Genomic DNA, 20,534 nt, shown 5'->3' with positions numbered 1-20,534 from the left:
CGGAACTCGCACGTCGAACGGAGAGCCCACCGATGGCATCGGAGACACCCGCATCCTTCTTCAGTCGCGAACGGATCGTCGCCCCACCCGGCTGGAGTCGGTGGCTGGTCCCGCCCGCGGCGTTGTCGATCCATCTATCCGTCGGAGCGGCGTACTCCTGGAGCGTCTTCAAGAAACCGCTGGAGGGAGCGCTCGACATCTCCGGCACGCTCAGTGCCCTGCCGTTCACCATCGGCATCGTCATGCTGGGCCTGTCAGCAGCGGTGTTCGGTACGTGGGTGGACCGCAACGGGCCGCGCAAGGCGATGTTCGCGGCCATGTGCTGCTTCTGCGGTGGCTGGCTGGTCGGCGCCGCCGGCCTCGCCGTGGGCCAATACTGGCTGGTGCTGCTCGGGTACGGGGTGATCGGCGGTATCGGCTGGGGGATCGGCTACATCTCTCCGGTGTCGACGCTGATCAAGTGGTTCCCCGACAAGCCCGGCATGGCGACCGGGCTGGCGATCATGGGCTTCGGCGGCGGTGCGCTGATCGCCTCCCCGTGGTCGACGGCGATGCTCGACGCCTTCGGCACCCAGAGCGCGGGCATCGCGAAGACCTTCCTCGTCCACGGGGTGGTGTACGCGGTGTTCATGTCGCTGGGCTGGCTGCTCGTCCGCGTTCCGCGGGCGGATTGGAAGCCACAGGGCTGGACGCCGCCTCCGGTGCAGGAGAACTCGATCGTCACCGGCGGCCAGGTGTCGGCGACCAACGCCGTCAAGACCCCACAGTTCTGGCTGCTATGGGTGGTCCTGTGCTTCAACGTGACCGCGGGCATCGGCATCCTGGAGAAGGCATCGCCGATCTACCAGGACTACTTCCCGACAGCGGGCGCGGCGGCGGGCGCATTGGCCGCCGCGGCGGCCGGATACGTCGCCATGCTCTCGTTGGGCAACATGCTCGGCCGCATCGGCTGGTCCAGCCTGTCCGATGTGATCGGTCGTAAGAACGCCTACCGGCTCTACCTGGGTGTCGGCGCGTTGATGTACCTGACGATCACCTTGATGTCGAACTCCAACAAGATCGTTTTCCTGGTCGCGACCATTGTGATCCTGTCGTTCTACGGCGCCGGCTTCGCCACGGTGCCCGCCTATCTGCGTGACCTCTTCGGCACGTTCCAGGTGGGCGCCATCCACGGCCGACTGCTGACGGCGTGGTCGGCGGCGGGAATCCTCGGACCCATCATCGTCAATTCCATCGCCGACCATCAGACCGCAGCGGGTAAAGACGGACCCGCGCTGTACACGCTGTCGTTCACCATCATGATCGCCCTCCTGGTGATCGCCCTGGTGTGCAACGAACTGATCCGACCGGTCTCGTCGAAATGGCACCAGCCCCAAGCCGATCCGACCACTGCCGTCGAAAAGGAGGACCACCGGTGAGCGAGCCGCCAGTCGAATTGCACGACTACACGCCGACCGTCCCGAAGGCGTACATCGCGCTCGCGTGGGCGTGGGTCGCGGTGCCTTTCGGTTACGGCGTCTACGAGTTGCTCCTGAAGGTCGGCCAGCTGTTCGGCGGGTGACGTAGCCCGGCGACGAGTAACTCGACCATTCTTCAGGCGTCGTATCGCTCGTCGCCCTCCGCGCCGACACACTGGCTCGCGGGCAGCGGCCCCGGCGTCGGGCAACTGCGGGCACACCCGGAAGCAACCGGTCCACGAAGTAGGCGTGCGGCGCTTCAACGCCGACCGCCTCAGTGAACGACTAGTGACCACTCGACGACCCAACCGGCACTGGGCCTGGGACGGGCGAAAAGACTCTCGCGCTATGAGCACTTCGCACTCTCGGCCGCCTGGCCCACGCCGAAGCTTTCGAAATCCCGTTTTTACTTAAGCGCCACGCTTGGGAAATAACGCCTTCCTACAGTTTCGATACATGATCGAAACTAGTGATGAGGGGTCGCCGATGACGCGTGATGCAGCTGAGGTCGAGGTCATGGCCAAGCAGTTGAAAGAAGACGGTGTTCGATTCAGCATCGCCGGCTACACAGACCTGCACGGCAACATCAAGGGCAAGATCGTGCCGATCGACCACTTCGTGCAGATGTCGCAGGGCTCGGAGTTGTTCACCGGTGCGGCACTCGACGGCTTGCCGCAGGACGTCAGCGACGAGGAGCTCTCCGCGCATCCCGACCTGGACCGGGGTTTTGTCTTGCCGTGGCGCAAGGACGTCGCCCTGTTCCTTTCCGATCTGTACGTCGCCGGTGAGCCGTTCGAGGCGTCGTCACGAAACATCCTCGGCCGGCAGGTGAAGGCAGCCGAGGAGATGGGCTATCAATTCAATCTCGGCGTCGAGACCGAGTTCTTCGTCTTGGAGGACGGACCCGCCGGCCCCAGCGCTCTGAGCGAACGCGATACGCTCGAAAAGCCTTGCTACACGGTCCCCGCGCTGCTGGACAACATGGGCTGGCTACGCGAGCTTGTCGACCATATGAACGAACTCGGCTGGGACGTCTACTCGTTCGATCATGAAGATGCGCAGGGACAGTTCGAGATCGACTTCGCCTACGCCGACGGATTGTCGATGGCAGACCGTGTCGCGTTCTTCCGCTTGATGGCCAACGAGGTCGCTCGCAAGCACGGAGCGTACGTCTCCTTCATGCCAAAGCCGTTCGCTGACCGTACAGGCTCGGGCGCGCATTTCAACATGTCGCTCGCGGGTCTGGACAGCGGGCTGAACCTCTTTGATTCCGTTGACGATCCGCGGGCTGCCGGACTGAGTGAGATCGGCTACCACTTCTCGGCCGGCATCGTCCGGCACGCCGCGGCGATCTGTGCGGTCATCGCTCCGACGGTCAACAGCTACAAGCGCCTGGTGCGCGAAGGCAGCAGGTCCGGCTCGACGTGGGCGCCGGTCTTCGCCAGCTGTGGCAACAACAACCGCACGAACATGTTGCGCATCCCCCTCGGTGGTGGCCGCGTCGAGTGCCGTGCGGTGGATTCCGCGGCCAACCCCCATCTTGCAGCAGCTCTGCTGCTCGCCGCCGGCTTGGAAGGTATTCGCGAAAAGCTCGAGCTGGAGCACTTCCACACCGAGAACCTCTACGAGGTCGACCCGGCCGAGTACGAGAAGCGTGGTCTGTCACTCCTCCCGCGCACCCTCGAGGAGGCGGTGGACGCGTTCGAAGCCGACCCGTTCACCAAGCAGGTGTGCGGGGAGAAGCTCTGGCAGTCGTTCATCGACTACAAGCGCAGCGAGTGGACGTCCTATGCCACCGCCGTGACCGACTGGGAACGGGACCGGTATCTCAAGTTCTTCTGAGCAGACGAACCCGAAGGATCGAGGTGAGGTGACGATGGCCGCTGGCCACGGGGAGAGGAAAGAGCTTCGGCTGCTGGACTTTTCGCTGGAGTCGGGTGTGGTGTTGGTCGACGCGCAGATCAGCTACCGAACCCACGGATCGCTCTCCGCCTCCGGAGACAACGCCGTGCTGTTGTTCACCTATTACACCGGTGACGACGGCAGTTACCAGCCGTGGATCGGGCCGGGGCGACCGATAGACCCGACCGAGCACTTCGTGGTCATCGTCAACCATTTCGGCGGTGGGGTCTCATCCTCTCCCTCGACCAGTGGCACAGGCTTTCCCGACGTGCGCATCGGCGACAACGTGCATGCGGCGAAACTCGTCCTGGACCATCTGGGCGTGCAGCATCTGCGACTCGTCGCTGGATGGTCGTTGGGCGGTATGCAATCGCTGGACTTCGCGGCCACCTACCCCGAGTGCGTCTCCACGGTGTTCGCATTGTGTTCGGCGGCGCGCTGTTCGCCGATCAACCAGGTCTTCCTCGACTCGGTCAGCGCCACGCTGACAGCCGGCAACGAGATCGGGGGCGATGACCACCCCGCGGTGCTGGAACGGCTCGATGCGTTCGGCCGGGTCTACGCCGGTTGGGCGTACTGCGAACAGTTCTTTGCCGAGGAGATCTACCGCGAGTTCGGATACGCCAGTCCCGCCGACGTGCTCGAGGGATGGGGTAAGGATCACCAGGCGATGCACGCCGGCAATCTGATGGCGTCGCTTCGGATGTGGCGCCTGGCCGGCGGCGAGGGCAGTCTCGACGCGCTGAGCGAGCGGCTCGGCCACATCACGGCTCGCACGATCTTCATGCCGTCGGTGACCGACACATACTTCACAGTCACCGAGAACCTCCTCGAGGTGGCATGGCTCAACGACGGGGAAGTGCGACCGATGGTGTCGCCGCTGGGGCACGTGGCAGGGCGCCCGGGCATTCGCGCTGAAGAGCAAGACGAGGTCGACGCGTGTCTGCGGGAGCTGATGAAGACAACACAACGACAACGCATTCAACAACGAAGCACATCAGAGATGTAGAGCAGGAGAACCGGACGAGTGTCACTCAATGTTGTAGTCGCAGGTCTGCCCAAGGCAGTGCAGAACGCCGAGGACCCTGACGAGGGAATCTGGCTGACCCCGGAGCAGAAGGGCCGGATCGCCGGAGTCGCCGATGACGTATGGCTGGAACACATCCCGGTCTCGGAACTGAATGCCGGCAAGGCGCCGCAGCGCCCACCGCACGCGATCATGGTCGAGACCAGCGGGTCCAAGAAGGAGATCGAGATCGAGCAGGGCATTCTGAAGATGCCCGGACTCGAGCAACTGTTCAATCCGGACCTGTTGCTACTGCAGTCGATGAGCGCAGGCGCTGAGCACCTCGTGGGAATCATGCCTGAGGGCGTGGTATTGGCGAATGCCTCTGGTGTTGCGGCGAATGCCATCGCCGAGACCGTGATCGCGGGCATTCTGGCGCAGGCCAAGATGCTGCGGGAGCGCTGGGAGCACCAAGCAGCGCGGGAGTGGAAGGAACTTCCCGCGCGTGAACTGGCGGGTTCCACCATGACGGTGCTCGGAACCGGCAACATCGGAGCGAGGACGGCGACGATCGCGCGGGTGCTGGGTATCCGGACGATCGGTGTCAATCGTCGCGGTAACGCGGTCGAGGGTTTTGACGAAACGGTCTGCACCGAGCAGTTGCTCGAGGCGCTGGCCGAATCCGACTACCTCGTGATCGCGGCACCGCTGACCCCAGCCACGCGCGGGCTGATCGATGCGGAGGCACTGGCGGCGATGAAACCGGGTGGCTGGGTGGCGAACGTCGCTCGCGGCGCGATCCATGATGCCGACGCACTCACTGATGCGCTGGAACGAGGTCATTTGTCCGGAGCGCTGATCGACTGTCATGTCACCGAGCCGCTGCCGGCCGACGATCCGCTGTGGAAGGCGCCGGGAGCCATCGTTTTCCCGCACGATTCGCACGCGTCTCAGTTGCTGGGCGACCGCCAGGTCGACGTGTTCGTCGACAACCTGCAGCGACTCGTCGCGGGCCGTGAGTTCCGCAATGTCGTCGACCTGTCCCTGGGCTACTGAGGAGTTGGCTATGAACGTTGGATTCATCGGGCTCGGTGTGATGGGTAAGCCCATGGCGGTTCATCTCGTCGACGCCGGCCACCAGGTGGTGGTCTTCAACCGCTCGCGTCCGAAGGTCGCCGAGCTGGAGGCGCGCGGGGCAGTGGGGGGTACCAGTCCCGCGCATGTGGGAGAGAAGGCGGACGTCGTTGTCACCATGCTGCCCGACTCACCGGACGTCGAAGAGGTGCTGTTCGGCGCAGAAGGGGTTGTCTCGACCCTGCGGCCCGGATCACTCGTCATCGACTGCAGCACAATCTCACCGGATGCCGCGGTCACGATCGCCGCGCGTCTGGCCGCGATGGACATAGCGTTCGTGGACGCACCGGTCAGCGGAGGGGAAGCCGGAGCGATCGCCGGAACGCTCGCGGTCATGATGGGCGGCGAAGAGGAGGCGGTGCGTCGGGCCGGGGAGGTACTCACCGCTGTGGCAGCGACTTTGGTGCACGTCGGGCCGGTCGGAGCGGGGCAGCTCGTGAAGGCGGCCAATCAGATGCTGGTCGCAGGCAATATCGCACTGGTGGGCGAGGCGGTGACATTGCTACAGCGCACAGATGTCGACGTGGATGCCGCGCTCACCGTTCTCGGCGGAGGCTTGGCGGCCAGCAAGGTGCTCGAGGCGAAGGCGCCGAAAATGCTGGCCCGCGATTTCGCCCCGGGCTTCCGGGTCGATCTGCATTACAAGGATTTGAAGATCGCGTTGGCGGCTGCTGAGCGGGCGCAGATCGCGGTGCCGCTCACCGGTGTCATCACGCAACTCGTTCAGGCGCTGCGGTCCGCCGGAGACGGCGGGCTGGATCACAGTGCCCTCATCAAGTCACTCGAGCGACTCAGCGGAACCTCGTCGGACAGCCGGTAATCCGGCGGACGATACGAGATCGCCGAGCCCACAGGACATATCGGAAGGAAGAGTGGTCGTGCCAACAGCCTTGATCTGTGGCGGTGGAGTCGCTGGACTCTCGTCTGCCCTGCACCTGAAGCAGAAGGACTGGAAGGTCCAGATCTTCGAGAGCGATTCGGAGTTGCGGACGGCCGGCGTGGGGCTCAACATCTGGCCCAACGGAGTGAGGGTCATCGACGGGCTCGGGTTGGGTGAGGAGTTCCGGTCATTCGCTGCCGAGATGGAGCGGTGGTGGGCACTCGACAGTGATGGCACGCTCACCTCTGACATCGATGTGAGCCATTGGCGCGAGCACCTGGGTGCCCCGGTCACCGGGGCACGTCGGCGACGGTTGAATGCCATGCTCGCGATGGCGCTCGACCCGCGGGAGATCGAGTTCAATACGACGGCGGTGGGGTATTCGCAGACCGACGAGAAGGTCACGGTGCACTTCGCGGACGGTCGCAGCGCCGAGGGGGACGTGCTGCTCGGCGCCGATGGCATCGGGTCGCGGATCCGAAACGCGATGCTGGGCGAAGTCCCACAGTTCACCGACGAGGGGATCGTTCGCTGGCGAGGGGTCTTCGAGACCGCGCGGGCCGGTGTTCCCACCAGCGTGCAGGCCGACGTATACGGTGCGGAGGGGCATTTCGGCTGGATACCAATCGATTCCACGCACGCCTACTGGTACGGATCCATCGGCGGACTCTCCACCTTCGACGAGTTTCGCGGCGTCTACGACACGTGGACCAACACTCCCGTTCCGCAGATCATCGCGACCAGCGAACCGGATTCGATCATCGGCCGCGAGATCGGGCACTATCGCGACCACCTGCCGCAGTGGGTGGACGGACGAGTGGCGCTGATCGGCGATGCGGCGCACCCGATGTACCCCGGGATGGCACAGGGGGCGAACCAGGCGCTGATCGACGGGCAGACGCTTGCGCAGTCCCTCACCGCTCACGACGACGTGCGTGGGGCGTTGAGGGCGTTCGAGGAGCAGCGCATGCCGGTGGCGAACAAGATGGTCGATTACTCGAGGCTGCACTTCGATTACTCGCGCACCCGTAAGGAATACCGATCCGGGCAGGGCAACCTCCAGATCAACCGGTACCTGGAATTCGAATCATGACAGCGGTCACTGCGTTGTCGCGTCCCCGGCCGCGGCGCATTCCTTCTCTCGCTCTTGACGGGCACGTCCTGGCCGTGGCGTTCATCGTGATCCTGCTCGCTGTGCAGGAGATCCTCACCCGGACCGGCGTTTTGCCGGCCGGCTACTTTCCACCTGCGAGTGAGATCGCGGGGGCGGTCGTGGCCGAGTTGAATGGGTCGGCACTGGGATCGGCGTTGTGGAACACGATGAGTACCTGGCTGCTGGCGCTGTGCATCGCGGTGGTCCTCGGGACCGTGGCGGGAATAGTGCTCGGCTTGCTCGTCCCGCTGGAAGCGCTACTCAGACCGGTCATCGAATTCCTCCGGCCCGTGCCGTCGGTCGCATTGATCCCGCTGGTGGTGCTCACCATCGGCACCGGATCCCAAAGCGCGCTGTTCCTCGCGGTTTTCGCGGCGTTCTGGCAGGTGCTGGTGCCGGCGATCGCCGGGGTGCGGGCGGCTCATCCGGTGGCGCTGGAGACAGCCAGGTCGTACCACCTCACGTCATGGCAGAAGATCCGGTGGATCCAGCTGCCGAGCATGCTGCCGTACCTGACTACGGCGATCCGGTTGGCGACTTCGACGACGCTGATCCTCGTCGTGACCGCGGAGATCATCATCCAGATGCCGGGTATCGGGTACGAGATCACGATGTCGCGGTCCGCTGGAGATCCAGCGCGCATGTACGCATACATCGTGGTGAGCGGGCTCGCCGGGATCGTGCTGAACGGGCTGATGCGTCGACTGGAGAACCACGTGCTGTCGGCGCAGGGACTAGGGGTGAACCGGTGAGTGCGTGGAAGGCAGCATGGTCCACCGGTCGCGGCCGCACGGCCCTGGGCGTGATCGGCGCGGCCGGAGCGCTGGCGGCGTGGTTTCTCATCTCCGCCAGTAGCGGTAACGCCTACTTTCCGGCACTGTCGGCGATCATCGCCGAGGCGCGAGAGTACTGGACGACGCCGGAGGGACTGGCCAATATCCGCGCCAGTTTGACGACCCTGAGTGCGGGGCTGGGGACCGCGGTGGCCGTCGGGGTCGTGGTGGGTCTGGTGATCGGTCAGCTCCCGATCGTCGAGCGCATGGTCTCGCCGACATTGGAGTTCGCCCGCGCCATCCCCAGCACAGCGCTCATCCCGTTCGCGATGATGCTCTTCGGCGTAAGCCCTGAGATGAAGATCTTTCTCATCGCGCTGGGCTGTGTCTGGCCGGTTCTGCTCAGTACCGCCGACGGTGCGCGCCGACTCGATACAACGATGCTCGCCTCGGTGCGCGCATTCAACATCTCCGGTCTGCAACGTCAGCTGTATGTAGTACTCCCGGCTGTGCTGCCGCGGGTCCTCGTCGGTATACGGATCGCTATCCCGCTCAGCCTCATCCTGATGGTGACGAGCGAGATGGTCGGCGCCCAACAAGGTTTGGGATTCGTCATCACCCAGGCGCAGGCGACGTTCCAGCTGCTGACGATGTGGTCGGGGATCCTGGTCCTGGGGATCCTCGGGTTCCTCATGACGTTCCTCTACTCCCTGGCCGAACGTCGGTTGTTGCGGTGGTGCGATCCGCGGCGCTCCGACACGCGCTGAATCCGCGTGTTTCCCCGATCGAGTTCTACCCCGGACTATCTGAAAGGCAGTGATCGATGCTCATCGTTTCAAGCCTCGAAAAGACCTATCCCGTCAAAGGTGGCGGTTTCACAGCTGTTGCCGACATGTCCTTCAGTGTGGCGGAAGGGGAGCTGTTCAGCATTGTCGGTCCGTCCGGCGCAGGGAAGACGACGCTGTTACGGTGCGTCGCTGGACTGGACCGACCGACGAGCGGTTCGGTGACATTCAACGGGCAGCGCGTCGACGGACCGCCGGTCAACTTCGCGGTGGTGTTCCAGGACTATGCGCGCTCGCTGTTTCCGTGGATCACGGTGGCAAAGAATGTTGAACTGCCGCTGATCAAGAAGGGCATCAGCGCGGTTGAGCGTCGGGCGCGGGTCGCGCAGGCGCTGGAGGAAGTCGGGCTGGCGGATGCTGCGCACAAGAAGCCGTTCCAGCTTTCCGGCGGCATGCAGCAGCGGGTCGCGATCGCGCGTGCGATCGCCTATCGCCCGGCGGTTCTCATCATGGACGAGCCGTTCGCGTCGGTCGACGCGCAGACCCGTGCGGACCTCGAGGATCTGCTGCTGCGGGTGCGCGACGAGACCGGTACCACCGTACTTTTCGTGACGCATGACGTGGATGAGTCGGTGTACCTGAGCAAGCGGGTGGCGATCGTGACGCGCTCACCGAGCTGTGTTGCCGAGATCGTCGACATCGGCCTGCCTGACCGCCGCGATCAGATCGAGACCAAATCCCTGCCCGAATTCGCACATCTGCGCGCCCATGTATTCAGCCGAATCCGCGAGATGGTCCGCAACGATGCGGCTCTCGCTGTCATCTGACACCTACTGATCGGAGAACGTCAATGTTCAAACAACTTTCACACGTCGCGCGGTGGGGAGGAGTCCTCGCCTCGGCCGCCGTGGTCCTGACGGCCTGTGGTGGCAGCGGAGGTAGTGCCGACTCTGCAACGAGCGACGGGGAACTCGTCAAGGTCAACGTAGGAACGATCCCGGCAATTCTCAGCGCACCCTTGTTCGTCGGAATCGAGGAAGGGATATTCCAGAAGCATGGCCTGGACGTGCAGGTCAACTTCGCCGACGGTGGTGCAGCCGTCATCCCGTCCGTGCTCAGTGGTGAGAATCAATTCGGCTACTCGAACACGGTGAGCCAGCTCGCGGCGATCGATCAGGGGTTGCCGTTGCGGCTGGTGCAGCCGGCGTGGGCACCGTGCTGCCAACCCGAGCAGGACGATCATGGCGTGCTCGTGCTGCCGGACAGCGGAATCAACGAGCCGAAGGATTTGGAGGGGGCGAATATCGCGGTCAATACGCTGCAGAATATCGGCGAGGTCCACATCCGCCGCGCACTCGACAATCTCGGGGTGAGCCACGAGGGCCTGACGTGGACTCAGCTTCCGTTCTCGGACATGGGTGAGGCGCTCGAGCGGGGCGATGTCGATGCGATCTGGGTGTCGGAGCCGCACCGTACGCCGGGACTGAACAAGGGATGGAAGCAGATCATCGCCCCCGGCATCCAGTCTTTTCCCGATCAGGTGGGTGGTTACTATTCGACGTCACAGGACTTCGCCGAATCGAACGGTGAGACGGTGAAGGCGTTCCGAGATGCGATGGACGAGGTCAACACGTTTGCGCAGGAGAACCCCGATCGCGTGGGCCAGGTCGCTGTCGCGGAGATGGGTATCGATGCCGGGATCATCGATCAGGTGAACTTTCCGAAGTTCCCCACCGAGGACGACGTTCAGGCGTTGCACGAATACGGAGCGGCGGTTGTCGAGTACGGCATCATCGACAAGGAGCCGGCGGATTACGAAGCGCTGTTCGCTACCACGGATTAGCCACATCGTTCAGGCAAGACCCTTGACCTGAGGATCCTGTTGGGTCTGAATCGCCAAGAGCCGTAAATGATCCGGAGGGTGCGCGACACGTCGATGACTGTTTGGTCAAAGGGGCGAGTGGCCTACCATGACCGTATGACCAGATCGCCATCGCAGGGGGGTCGCCCGCGGCGAAGTGGCATCGTCGCGGACGACCCTCGCGGGGACATCCTCAAGGCAGCCGCGGAGCTGTTCGCCGCGAGAGGTTTCGGGTCCACCCGCATGGACGCCATCGCGGAGCGGGCGGGGCTGGGGCAGTCTTCGCTGTACTACTGGTTCAGGTCCAAGGACGAGATCCTGCGCGGGATCATGAACCAGAATCGGGTGTCGTTGGAGGCAGCGCGCGTGCTGTCTCAGCGTGATGAGGCAGCCGCGGTGAGGCTTTACATCGTGCTGTATCAGGATGTGGTCCAGATGTGCACGGCGCCGCTGAACTTCTACGATCTGGAGGAAGCGGCGAAGAAACAACCGGAGGTGTTCGGCGACTTCCAGGACGACTATGACGAGTTGTCGGCGCGGCTCCGCAGCATCATCGAGGAGGGCGTTGCGTCCGGAGAGTTCATCGAGGTGTCACCGGAGGAGTTCGCACGGACGGCGTTGAGTCTGAACGAGGGCAGCCAGTACCGGTTTCACGCAAGCGGTCAGAGTCGCGATGATCTGGATGGGTACGCCGATGCCGCAGCAAGAACGTCGCTGCGGGCGGTGATGTCTGATGTCGACGGGTTGGTCGATGTGCAGGAGGCTGCCCGCCGCGGCATCGCCGGATTCAGAAGTCGTCTCTGAGCGGGCTCGGCGGTTGACGTAGCCCGGCGACGAGTAACTCGACCATGCGGCGGGCGTCGTACCGCTCGTCGCCCTCGGCACCTACACACAGGTTGCCGATCGCGCGCATGAAGCCGTACGGGTCTGTGCCGGAACGGATCTCACCGGCCGCCGCTGCCGCGTCGAGCAGTTGCGCGCACACCGGCAGCAACCGGTCCACGAAGTAGGCGTGCAATGTCTCGAAGCGGGCGTTGTCGGATTGCAGTGCCGCGGCGAGTCCGTGCTTGGTGACCAGGAAGTCGACGAACTGATCCACCCAGTGCGTCAGCGCGACGTAGGGAGTGTGCTGTTCGAGCAGCGCCGGCCCGGCTTCGGCGCAGGCATCGACCTGGTGGCGGTACACGGCGATGACGAGATCGGCGCGGGTGGGGAAGTGCCGGTAGATCGTCCCCATGCCGACACCGGCCCGGGCGGCGATGTCACGCACGGGTACCTCGACGCCGGACGCCACGAACGCCGCGGCGGCCGCGTCGAGCAGGGTCTGCTCGTTGCGGCGGGCGTCGGCTCGTTTGCGCGGCCGCTGGTCAGGCACCTCGAACGTCCTTTCGTCGACGACGCTTGCTAACCGGAACACTGCTCCGTATAGTCAGGTGGAGCGCTGTTCCGCTTATCTCCATCATGCCAGGCCGGCCGATTCGGCTGTGCGCATCGCTGAAAGGACCCCTGATGAACCAGCCCCGGACGCAGTTCGGCATCATGACCGCCCCGCACCAGGTCGACTACCAAGATCTGCGGCGGGTGTGGCGTGAGGCCGACGCGATCCCCGAGATCGACCACGCGTGGCTGTTCGACCACCTGATGCCCATCGAAGGGGACGTGACCGGCCCGGTCCTCGAGGGCTGGACACTCCTGTCGGCGCTCGCCGCGCAGACCGAACGTCTGCGCCTCGGACTCTTGGTGACCAGCAACCGTTTTCGGCCACCGGCCATGCTCGCCAAGATCGCCACCACGGTGGACGTGGTCTCGGGAGGACGCCTCGAGTTCGGCATCGGTGCCGGCTCACGGCCCGGCCATCCGGTGGCCCGTCACGAGTACGAGTCGAACGGCATCCCGTACCACGACGCCGATCACGCGGTCGCCAGTCTCGCGGAGGCCTGCACCGTCATCCGGCGACTGTGGACCGAGGAGACGCCCTTCGACTTCCACGGCACCCACCACCACTTGACCGCAGCATTCGGCAATCCCAAGCCGATCCAACGACCGCACCCGCCGATCGTCATCGGCGGACGCGCGAAAGCCACCCTGCGGGTGGTGGCCGAGCACGCCGACGTCTGGAACATCCCCGGCGGCGACATCGACGATGCCGTCAGCCGCAGCGCGCTGCTGGACCGCTACTGCACGGAGATCGGGCGCGACCCGCAAGCGATCACGCGATCCATCGCCCTGCCGGTGTCCTATGCCGAGCCCGCGGCGACACGCAGCGCGATCGTGGAGGCGGTCGACGCCGGCTTCAGACACGTCGTGCTGATCCTGCCCACGCCGTACCCGCAACGCGTGGCGAGCTGGGTCGCCGACGAACTCATCAACCCCGCTGGGTCATGAGACCTGCTCCGGCTCAGCTGTTTTCGCGCCGGCAATCGAATTGCCCCCGTCGATGGCCAACGTCGTTCCGGTGATGTAGGAGGCGCCCGGCGTCGCGAGGAACGCCACACCGGCGGCGACCTCCGCCGCGGTCGCCGACCGGCCCATCGGGGTGGCTTTGCCCGCGGCGACTTCGGACGGGAGTTGGGCCGCGGTGGCGATCCAGCCGGGAACCACGACGTTGGCGGTCACACCGTGGGCGGCGAAATCGACGGCCACCGACCGCGTCATCCCCAGCATCGCGGCCTTCGCGGTGTGATAGCCGACGTCCCCGGTGTAGGCGGTGAGAATTCCTGCCGTCGAGGCGACGTTGACGATACGGCCGTACCCCCGCTCGACCATGCCGGGCAGCGCCGCGCGGGTGACGAAGAAGGCGCTGTCCAGATTCCGCCGCAGCGCGAGCGCCCACTCATCGTCGGTCATCGCCATCAACGGATTCGGCCGTTCGGGACTGTTCACCGACGCCAGACCGGCGTTGTTCACCAGGATGTCGAGTTTGCCGAACGTCGCCTCGGTGGCCTCGACCAAGCCCCGAGCGGCTTCGGGGTCCATCAGGTCGGCGACGTGCGAGCTGGCCGTGATGCCTTCGCTGTTGAGCTCCTCGGCTCGCGCGGCGGCCCGGCCCGTGGTTCCCGTGACCATCACCGACGCACCGAACTGGCCGAGCAGGCGCGCCGACGCGAAGCCGATTCCGAGCTCACTGCTCGAGCCGGTGACGAGCGCCACCTGGCCCGTGAGATCGAAGGCCTCCGGCACTGTTGTGGGCATTATGTTGTTTCCCTTCGCTTTTCGGCGTGTCTACCTGGCATGGACGGCGTCGCTGTCAGCACCCTAAAGCGCCGTGCGGCGGCGTGCTGGGTGAAGACAACCACCACCGAGGCGCCCGGAACGCAAAACGCCGGGTGTGGGCCCGAAGGCCCACACCCGGCGTGCGCCGATGACTCGGCGGGGTGGAATCTCAGTACTTGTGCTGGGGCCCTTGCTCTTTCTTGTACAGCGACTTGAGCATCCGGTCACGGAACAACGCGTTGTCGATCACCTTGATGCCGGTGTTGGCGACCGCGGGGATGCCGGCCAGCTTGTGGAAGTAGCGGCCCCGCTTGTACTCCCGGCCCCACGCGGCTTCCATCCGCTGCCCGTAGTTCGTGAAGTCGTCGGGCCCGCCGTTGGTCAGCGCAGCGATCGCGCATTCACCGGCGGCGAGGCCTGATTCGAGGGCCTTCGAGATACCCGCACCCGAGGCCGGCTTACCCGCGCCGAGCGAGTCGCCGGTGAACAGCACACCCGGACGCCACGGGGGCCATGCGGTGAAGCCCATCGGCAATCGCCACGCCCGCACGCTCTTGTTCTTCTTCAGTTCCTCGATCGGGGGCAGTTCCCAGTCGCGCGGCAGTGTCCGCAGGAACTCGCCGAGGAACTGGGTGGCGTTGATCGACTGCCAGTTCTTGTAGCTGTTGACGTAGCCGAGGCCGATGTTGAACACCCCGTCGCCCATGGGGAACACCCAGCCGTACCCGGGCAGCTGATCGCCCTGGAACGCCAGCTTGAGGTAGATGTCGAGGCTGTCGGAGTCGGGCCGGTTGACGTGCATCTCCGAGCGGATGGCGATCGCGGAGTAGCCGTTGTGCTGCGAATCGATCTTCAGCGCCCGCTTGATGGGGGAGTAGGCCCCGTCGGCGGCGATCACCGCATCGCCGTAGACCTTCTCGCCGCCCTTGAGTGTCACACCGATCACCCGGCCGTTGGCGTCCAGTTCGGGCCCGGTGACCTCAGCGCCCTGTCGTACCTCCGCGCCCGCGGACTCGGCATGCTTGAGCAACACGGTGTCGAGGTGGGTGCGGCTGACGGTGTGGCCGTGATCCGGCATGCCCGGCCGCTTCGGGAACGACAGCTCCCACTCGCTGGGGCTGAAGACCGTGACGCGGTTGACCCGGTGGAACGTGGCGACCTCGTCGGCCAGGCCCATCTTCTGCAGGTAGCTCACCGCCCTGGCGGTCAGGCCGTCGCCGCACGGTTTGTCGCGCGGGAACACGGCCTTGTCCAGGACGACCACCTTGGCGCCGGTCTGCGCGGCCTGCCACGCCGCGGCCGCGCCCGAAGGGCCGCCACCTGCGATCACCAGGTCGTATCGCTGTGTCATGAATCTCGTCTCGTGTGTCGGGCTGTCGCGACAGATAGTACCCACTGCGCGCACACGAGGCTGCATGGGAGAAACCCGGCCGACAGCTTCCCTGGGCCGCGCGGGCAAAGGGTTCTGAGCAGGTCAGCGACCCTCGAGCGAGTACAGTGAGCGGGTGCGACGAGGGTCGAGGGCCCGCACCGGCAGTGAATCGGGCGGCAAAGTGGACGCGCGCAGCGAGCGCTGGCGCGAGCACCGCAAGAAGGTGCGCGCGGAGATCGTCGACGCCGCGTTCCGGGCCATCGACCAGCAGGGTCCCGCGGTCAGCCTGCGGGAGATCGCCGAAGAGGCCGGCACCGCCAAGCCCAAGATCTACCGCCACTTCACCGACAAATCCGATCTCTTCCAGGCGATCGGTCAGCGCCTGCGCGACATGCTGGGGACGGCGATCTTCCCGTCGATCGACCTGTCGGTGGATTCGGGGCGCGAGGTCATCCGGCGCAGTGTTGAACAGTATGTGCGGCTGGTCGACGAACACCCCAACGTCATCCGGTTCCTGATCCAGGGCCGCTTCGCCGAGCAGAGCGAATCCACCATGCGGGCGCTCAACGAGAGCCGCGAGATCACGCTCGCGATGGCGGACATGTTCGACAACGAACTCGGTGAGATCGAGCTCGACGCCGCCGCGCTCGAACTGGCCGCGTACGCCGCGTTCGGCTCCATCGCCTCGGCCACCGACTGGTGGCTGGGCACCGAGCAGGAGAGCCCCCGGCGGATGCCGTCGGAGGATTTCGTCGCCCACCTCACGACCATCATGATCGGGTCGATCAACGGCACCTGCGAACTGCTGGGAATCTCCCTCGACCCGGACCTGCCGTTGCACGAGGGCGTGCGCCGCAACGAGCACGTCGCCTGACGGCGCGACACGCCAAACCCCAACATGTGGGGTTGGCTCGCGATGTCGGCTACTACGAGTAGTGTCGGCGGTAGCTGCGAGGGACTGCGGCGATCTAGCGAAAACACCTGTTGAAGTGGAGTTCTGGTGACCGATGGCATGAAGCTGATTGACCGCGTCTCGGCGATCAACTGGAACCGTCTGCAGGACGACAAGGACGCCGAGGTGTGGGATCGGCTGACCGGGAACTTCTGGCTGCCGGAGAAGGTGCCGGTGTCCAACGACATCCCGTCGTGGAACACGTTGACCGCCCACGAGAAGCAGTTGACGATGCGCGTGTTCACCGGCCTGACGCTGCTCGACACGATCCAGGGCACCGTCGGTGCGGTGAGCCTGATCCCCGACGCCCTCACCCCGCACGAGGAGGCGGTGTACACCAACATCGCGTTCATGGAGTCGGTGCACGCCCGCAGCTACAGCAATATCTTCTCCACCCTGTGCTCGACCGGTGAGATCGATGATGCGTTCCGCTGGTCGGAGGAGAACCCGAACCTGCAGCGCAAGGCCGAGATCGTCATGCAGTACTACAAGGGCGACGAGCCGCTCAAGCGCAAGGTCGCCTCGACGCTGCTCGAGAGCTTCCTGTTCTACTCCGGCTTCTACCTGCCGATGTACTGGAGCAGCCGCGCTAAGCTCACCAACACCGCCGACATGATCCGGTTGATCATCCGCGACGAGGCCGTGCACGGCTACTACATCGGCTACAAGTATCAGCGCGGTCTGGCCCTGGAGGATCCGGCCACCCAGCAGGAACTCAAGGATTACACCTACGAGTTGCTCTTCGAGCTCTACGACAACGAGGTCGAGTACACCCAGGACCTCTACGACAGCGTCGGGCTGACCGAGGACGTCAAGAAGTTCCTGCGCTACAACGCGAACAAGGCGTTGATGAACCTCGGGTACGAGGCGCTGTTCCCGCGCGACGAGACCGATGTCAACCCGGCGATCCTGTCCGCGCTCAGCCCCAACGCCGACGAGAATCACGACTTCTTCTCCGGTTCGGGGTCGAGCTACGTAATCGGCAAGGCCGTCAACACCGAAGACGACGACTGGGACTTCTAGAACCGCTCGGCCACCAGCGCCACGCCGACCAGGATCGTGGACGCGATCGACCAAAAGATTCTTGCTGAGCTGCAGATGAGCGGGCGGTTGAGCACGACCGAACTGGCCACGAAGGTGGGGCTGACCGTCGCACCGACGCACCGGCGAGTGCGATCTCGAGCAGTCCGGGGTCATCGTCGGCTACCGCGCCCTCATTGACCCGGCGGCGCTCGGTCTGGACTTCGAGGCGCTGGTGTTCGTCACGATGAAGCAGGAGGACCACGCCACCCTGCTGGTGTTCGAAGAGGCCGTCGCCGACCGGGCTTATCCGACTCGGCACGTTTCAGCGCCGTAACGTCGGGGCATCACCCCGCGACGTACTAGGTGGCGGTACCGCTCTGCGCGGTGAGCCGTCTGCGGATGCGGGGGTGCCAAGCAGCGGCGCCCGGAACCGGGCAGCTCAGTGCCGGTCTGCACACCTCCCACACGGACTGCCCGCCGCCAGTGCGGCGGGCCTCGAGAGGATGGCAAGAACACGATGAGATTCATGCACAGTGTGCGGCGTCGGCTGCTCGCCGGCGCCCTGGCGGCCGCGATGCTGCCGGGTCTGGTCGCCGTTGCAGGTGGGGCGGCGACAGCGGGTGCGTACTCGCGGCCCGGTCTGCCGGTCGAGACGCTGATGGTGCCGTCGCCCGCGATGGGCCGCGACATCCCGGTCAAATTCCAGGGCGGCGGCTCCAAGGCCGTCTACCTGCTCGACGGGTTGCGTGCCCGTGACGACAACAGCGGCTGGGACATCGAAACCGCGGCCTTCGAGAGCTACTTCGAATCCGGACTCTCGGTGGTCATGCCGGTGGGCGGGATGTCGAGTTTCTACACGAACTGGCAGGGCCCGGCCGTCGGCAACGGCCAGACCTACACCTACCAGTGGGAGACGTTCCTGACCTCGGAACTCCCCGCTTATCTGGCCGCCAACAAGGGCATCTCGCCCAGCGGCAACGCCGTTGTCGGGCTGTCGATGTCGGGTAGCTCCGCACTGATCCTGGCGGCCTACCACCCGGGTCAGTTCAGCTACGCGGGCTCGCTGTCCGGCTACCTGAACCTCTCCGACGGCCTGTGGCCGGCGCTGGTCGGCTTCGCGATGCGCGACGCGGGCGGGTTCAGCGCGACCGCGATGTGGGGCCCCGGTGGCGGACCGGCGTGGAAGCGCAACGACCCGACGGTCAACGTCGGCAAGCTGGTGGCCAACGGCACCCGCATCTGGGTGTACTGCGGTACCGGCCGGCCCGGCGACCTGGGCGGCGGCGGCGACATCGCCGCCCAGCTGCTCGAGGGCATCACTCTGGAAAGCAACCGCGATTTCCAGCGTCAGTACATCGCTGCCGGTGGCAGCAACGCGACCTTCAACTTCCCGCCCAACGGCACTCACGGGTGGGGCTACTGGGGTTCGCAGCTGAACGCGATGAAGCCTGACATCCAGCGCACGCTGGGCGTCTGAGCCGAAACGACGAGTGGCCGGACCGCGGGTTTCCCCGCTGTCCGGCCACTTGCGTTCCTGTCAGGTGCGCAGGCTCGCGGTGTCGATGACGAACCGGTAGCGCACGTCGCTGGCGACCACGCGCTCGTAGGCCTCGTTGATGTAGCCCGGCTCGATCACCTCGATCTCCGGATGCACGCCGTGTTCGGCACAGAAGTCCAGCATCTCCTGGGTTTCGGCGATGCCACCGATCAGCGAGCCCGAGATGCTGCGGCGGCCACCGATCAGCGCGCCGGCCGGCACCGACATCGGATTCTCCGGCATACCCAGTTCGACGAGCGTGCCGTCGGTGCGCAGCAGGCTCAGCATCGCAGTGAGGTCGATGTTGGCCGAGACGGTGTTCAGGATCAGGTCGAACGAACCCCTCAGCTGGCTGAAGGTCTCGCCGTCCGAGGTGGCGTGGTACGCGTCGGCGCCGAGGCGCAGACCGTCCTCCATCTTCTTGAGCGACTGGCTGAGCACGGTCACGTCCGCGCCCATCGCCTTGGCGATCTTGACGGCGAGGTGGCCCAGTCCGCCGAGGCCGATCACCGCGACCCGGCTGCCCGACCCGGCGTTCCAGTGCCGCAGGGGCGAATAGGTGGTGATTCCGGCGCACAGTAGCGGCGCCGCGGCCTCCAGCGGCAGAGCGTCCGGGATGCGCAGAACGTAGTTCTCGTCGACGACGATCGCGCCGCTGTACCCGCCCTGCGTGCGCTCGCCATCGCGGCCGACGGCGTTGTAGGTGCCGACCATTCCGGAGCCGGTGCAGTACTGCTCGATCCCGGCGCGGCAGTTGTCGCACTCACGGCACGAATCCACGAAACACCCGACGCCGACCCGGTCGCCGACCGCGAACTCGGTCACATCGGCGCCGACGGCGGTGACCACGCCGGCGATCTCGTGGCCCGGCACGATCGGGTACGTCGCCCGGCCCCACTCACCCCTGACGGTGTGGATGTCCGAGTGGCAGATGCCGCTGAAGTGGATGTCGAACGCCACGTCGTGGGGGCCGACGTCGCGTCGGGCGATCGTGATCTCGGTGAGCGGTTCGGTCGCCGACGTCGCGGCGTAAGCGGAAACAGTGGTACTCATCAATCCTCTTTGTTCGGTCATCGCAAAATTCGGCCGCGGCACTGCGGCGCTTCCAGCGCGGAAACGGTTCGCGGGGGCCGATCGATCCCGATCGGAGTGTGAGTTTGATCCTAGAGGCCGGGCGCGCGGAATGCGCCGTTGAACGATGTGCGCTCGTAGGACACCACTGCGGCCTGCGTGTAGGGGTCTGACGCCGCGAGCGCATCGGCCTCGTCGGCGGTGAGATCGCCGGTGATGAGCACCGCGCCGGTCTGGCTCTCCACCCGGCCGGCGAGCAGGATCCGGCCGGCTTCGACCTCACCGGCGAGCCATTCGAGGTGGGCGGGCCGGCTCTGGTCGATGACGTCGAGCGGTTGCAGGTAGGTCAGCGTCAGCACATGGAACACCGGCGAAGGGTAGCCGACCGAGCGGGGGACCCGAAACCTGTCACATG

22 protein-coding genes are annotated in these 20,534 nt (G+C 65.3%); 17 read left to right on the top strand and 5 right to left on the bottom strand.

Annotated features, from left to right (window positions below; translation table 11 throughout):
• The first annotated feature begins 32 nt into the window (after positions 1-32).
• From I7X18_RS19030 to I7X18_RS18975, 12 genes are all read left to right on the top strand, one after another.
• Complete coding sequence (locus tag I7X18_RS19030) at positions 33-1,418, top strand: L-lactate MFS transporter (RefSeq protein WP_193043582.1); 1,386 nt, start codon at positions 33-35, stop codon at positions 1,416-1,418.
• Positions 1,415-1,561 carry an MFS transporter small subunit gene (locus I7X18_RS19025; RefSeq protein ID WP_193043581.1) on the top strand — a complete coding sequence of 49 codons (147 nt, stop codon included), beginning with the start codon at positions 1,415-1,417 and terminating at the stop codon, positions 1,559-1,561. Before I7X18_RS19030 ends, I7X18_RS19025 begins: the two co-directional genes overlap by 4 nt.
• A gap of 382 nt (positions 1,562-1,943) precedes the next feature.
• A complete protein-coding gene (glnT, locus tag I7X18_RS19020; protein ID WP_193044002.1) occupies positions 1,944-3,299 on the top strand; it encodes a type III glutamate--ammonia ligase in 1,356 nt (451 codons plus the stop codon).
• A 34-nt stretch (positions 3,300-3,333) separates the two neighbouring features.
• Positions 3,334-4,368, top strand: coding sequence for an alpha/beta fold hydrolase (locus tag I7X18_RS19015; RefSeq protein ID WP_226862800.1), 1,035 nt, complete (start codon positions 3,334-3,336; stop codon positions 4,366-4,368).
• Between the two features lie 18 nt (positions 4,369-4,386).
• Positions 4,387-5,421: a D-2-hydroxyacid dehydrogenase gene (locus I7X18_RS19010; protein WP_193043579.1), complete on the top strand. Its 1,035-nt coding sequence runs from the start codon at positions 4,387-4,389 to the stop codon at positions 5,419-5,421.
• Between the two features lie 10 nt (positions 5,422-5,431).
• Positions 5,432-6,319, top strand: coding sequence for an NAD(P)-dependent oxidoreductase (locus I7X18_RS19005; RefSeq protein ID WP_193043578.1), 888 nt, complete (start codon positions 5,432-5,434; stop codon positions 6,317-6,319).
• 58 nt (positions 6,320-6,377) lie between these two features.
• Entirely contained in the window at positions 6,378-7,472 is a 1,095-nt protein-coding gene (locus tag I7X18_RS19000; protein ID WP_193043577.1) for an FAD-dependent oxidoreductase, read from the top strand.
• Positions 7,469-8,284 (top strand): ABC transporter permease, encoded by an 816-nt coding sequence (locus tag I7X18_RS18995; RefSeq protein WP_193043576.1) that lies wholly within the window; start codon positions 7,469-7,471, stop codon positions 8,282-8,284. Before I7X18_RS19000 ends, I7X18_RS18995 begins: the two co-directional genes overlap by 4 nt.
• Positions 8,281-9,072, top strand: a complete 792-nt coding sequence (locus I7X18_RS18990; protein ID WP_193043575.1) for an ABC transporter permease — start codon at positions 8,281-8,283, stop codon at positions 9,070-9,072. Before I7X18_RS18995 ends, I7X18_RS18990 begins: the two co-directional genes overlap by 4 nt.
• 56 nt (positions 9,073-9,128) lie before the next feature.
• Positions 9,129-9,917: an ABC transporter ATP-binding protein gene (locus I7X18_RS18985; protein ID WP_193043574.1), complete on the top strand. Its 789-nt coding sequence runs from the start codon at positions 9,129-9,131 to the stop codon at positions 9,915-9,917.
• A 23-nt stretch (positions 9,918-9,940) separates the two neighbouring features.
• Entirely contained in the window at positions 9,941-10,933 is a 993-nt protein-coding gene (locus tag I7X18_RS18980) for an ABC transporter substrate-binding protein (protein WP_193043573.1), read from the top strand.
• Between the two features lie 261 nt (positions 10,934-11,194).
• On the top strand, positions 11,195-11,755 hold the full coding sequence (locus I7X18_RS18975; protein WP_232375274.1) for a TetR/AcrR family transcriptional regulator: 561 nt from the start codon (positions 11,195-11,197) through the stop codon (positions 11,753-11,755).
• Here the strand turns inward: I7X18_RS18975 and I7X18_RS18970 are convergent.
• Complete coding sequence (locus I7X18_RS18970) at positions 11,739-12,326, bottom strand: TetR/AcrR family transcriptional regulator (RefSeq protein ID WP_193043572.1); 588 nt, start codon at positions 12,324-12,326, stop codon at positions 11,739-11,741. The two genes, I7X18_RS18975 and I7X18_RS18970, sit on opposite strands and share 17 nt — an antisense overlap.
• A 134-nt stretch (positions 12,327-12,460) precedes the next feature.
• Between I7X18_RS18970 and I7X18_RS18965 the strand changes: the two genes are divergently transcribed.
• Positions 12,461-13,336, top strand: coding sequence for an LLM class flavin-dependent oxidoreductase (locus I7X18_RS18965; RefSeq protein WP_193043571.1), 876 nt, complete (start codon positions 12,461-12,463; stop codon positions 13,334-13,336).
• On the opposite strand, the gene I7X18_RS18960 is transcribed toward I7X18_RS18965, so the two are convergent.
• Together I7X18_RS18960 and I7X18_RS18955 are read right to left on the bottom strand one after the other, a co-directional pair.
• On the bottom strand, positions 13,331-14,143 hold the full coding sequence (locus I7X18_RS18960; protein WP_193043570.1) for an SDR family NAD(P)-dependent oxidoreductase: 813 nt from the start codon (positions 14,141-14,143) through the stop codon (positions 13,331-13,333). The genes I7X18_RS18965 and I7X18_RS18960 overlap by 6 nt on opposite strands.
• Before the next feature lie 190 nt (positions 14,144-14,333).
• Entirely contained in the window at positions 14,334-15,515 is a 1,182-nt protein-coding gene (locus I7X18_RS18955; protein WP_193043569.1) for an NAD(P)/FAD-dependent oxidoreductase, read from the bottom strand.
• A 154-nt stretch (positions 15,516-15,669) separates the two neighbouring features.
• Here I7X18_RS18955 and I7X18_RS18950 point away from each other — a divergent pair, with 154 nt between their 5' ends.
• The 4 genes from I7X18_RS18950 (at position 15,670) to I7X18_RS18935 (ending at position 18,988) form a co-directional block, all read left to right on the top strand.
• Complete coding sequence (locus tag I7X18_RS18950; protein WP_193043568.1) at positions 15,670-16,410, top strand: TetR/AcrR family transcriptional regulator; 741 nt, start codon at positions 15,670-15,672, stop codon at positions 16,408-16,410.
• Positions 16,411-16,536: 126 nt separating this feature from the next.
• Entirely contained in the window at positions 16,537-17,511 is a 975-nt protein-coding gene (gene nrdF, locus I7X18_RS18945) for a class 1b ribonucleoside-diphosphate reductase subunit beta (RefSeq protein WP_193043567.1), read from the top strand.
• Positions 17,512-17,586: 75 nt separating this feature from the next.
• A complete protein-coding gene (locus I7X18_RS29975) occupies positions 17,587-17,709 on the top strand; it encodes a winged helix-turn-helix transcriptional regulator (protein WP_264295962.1) in 123 nt (40 codons plus the stop codon).
• A gap of 319 nt (positions 17,710-18,028) precedes the next feature.
• Entirely contained in the window at positions 18,029-18,988 is a 960-nt protein-coding gene (locus I7X18_RS18935; protein WP_193043566.1) for an alpha/beta hydrolase, read from the top strand.
• 60 nt (positions 18,989-19,048) lie between these two features.
• Here I7X18_RS18935 and I7X18_RS18930 read toward each other — a convergent pair whose 3' ends face one another.
• The gene (locus I7X18_RS18930) at positions 19,049-20,101 is read right to left on the bottom strand and encodes an NAD(P)-dependent alcohol dehydrogenase (protein ID WP_193043565.1); all 1,053 of its coding nucleotides are present in this window, start codon (positions 20,099-20,101) and stop codon (positions 19,049-19,051) included.
• A 110-nt stretch (positions 20,102-20,211) separates the two neighbouring features.
• A complete protein-coding gene (locus I7X18_RS18925) occupies positions 20,212-20,487 on the bottom strand; it encodes a YciI family protein (RefSeq protein ID WP_193043564.1) in 276 nt (91 codons plus the stop codon).
• Positions 20,488-20,534: the final 47 nt, after the last annotated feature.

The sequence above is a fragment of the Mycolicibacterium baixiangningiae genome, from assembly GCF_016313185.1.
In the GTDB taxonomy this organism is placed as follows: domain Bacteria; phylum Actinomycetota; class Actinomycetes; order Mycobacteriales; family Mycobacteriaceae; genus Mycobacterium; species Mycobacterium baixiangningiae.
The sequence above is the reverse complement of the archived record's forward strand: the minus strand, read 5'-3'. Positions and strand labels throughout refer to the sequence as shown.

Excerpts from the sequence above, each read along its gene's own strand:
- I7X18_RS18930 (WP_193043565.1), bottom strand. The coding sequence starts at position 20,101 with ATGAGTACCACTGTTTCCGCTTACGCCGCGACGTCGGCGACCGAACCG.
- I7X18_RS18980 (WP_193043573.1), top strand. The coding sequence starts at position 9,941 with ATGTTCAAACAACTTTCACACGTCGCGCGGTGGGGAGGAGTCCTCGCC.
- I7X18_RS18960 (WP_193043570.1), bottom strand. The coding sequence starts at position 14,143 with ATGCCCACAACAGTGCCGGAGGCCTTCGATCTCACGGGCCAGGTGGCG.
- I7X18_RS18955 (WP_193043569.1), bottom strand. The coding sequence starts at position 15,515 with ATGACACAGCGATACGACCTGGTGATCGCAGGTGGCGGCCCTTCGGGC.
- I7X18_RS18985 (WP_193043574.1), top strand. The coding sequence starts at position 9,129 with ATGCTCATCGTTTCAAGCCTCGAAAAGACCTATCCCGTCAAAGGTGGC.
- I7X18_RS19030 (WP_193043582.1), top strand. The coding sequence starts at position 33 with ATGGCATCGGAGACACCCGCATCCTTCTTCAGTCGCGAACGGATCGTC.
- I7X18_RS29975 (WP_264295962.1), top strand. The coding sequence starts at position 17,587 with ATGAGCGGGCGGTTGAGCACGACCGAACTGGCCACGAAGGTGGGGCTG.
- I7X18_RS18975 (WP_232375274.1), top strand. The coding sequence starts at position 11,195 with ATGGACGCCATCGCGGAGCGGGCGGGGCTGGGGCAGTCTTCGCTGTAC.
- I7X18_RS18935 (WP_193043566.1), top strand. The coding sequence starts at position 18,029 with ATGAGATTCATGCACAGTGTGCGGCGTCGGCTGCTCGCCGGCGCCCTG.
- I7X18_RS18995 (WP_193043576.1), top strand. The coding sequence starts at position 7,469 with ATGACAGCGGTCACTGCGTTGTCGCGTCCCCGGCCGCGGCGCATTCCT.
- glnT (WP_193044002.1), top strand. The coding sequence starts at position 1,944 with ATGACGCGTGATGCAGCTGAGGTCGAGGTCATGGCCAAGCAGTTGAAA.
- I7X18_RS18965 (WP_193043571.1), top strand. The coding sequence starts at position 12,461 with ATGAACCAGCCCCGGACGCAGTTCGGCATCATGACCGCCCCGCACCAG.
- I7X18_RS19005 (WP_193043578.1), top strand. The coding sequence starts at position 5,432 with ATGAACGTTGGATTCATCGGGCTCGGTGTGATGGGTAAGCCCATGGCG.
- I7X18_RS19015 (WP_226862800.1), top strand. The coding sequence starts at position 3,334 with ATGGCCGCTGGCCACGGGGAGAGGAAAGAGCTTCGGCTGCTGGACTTT.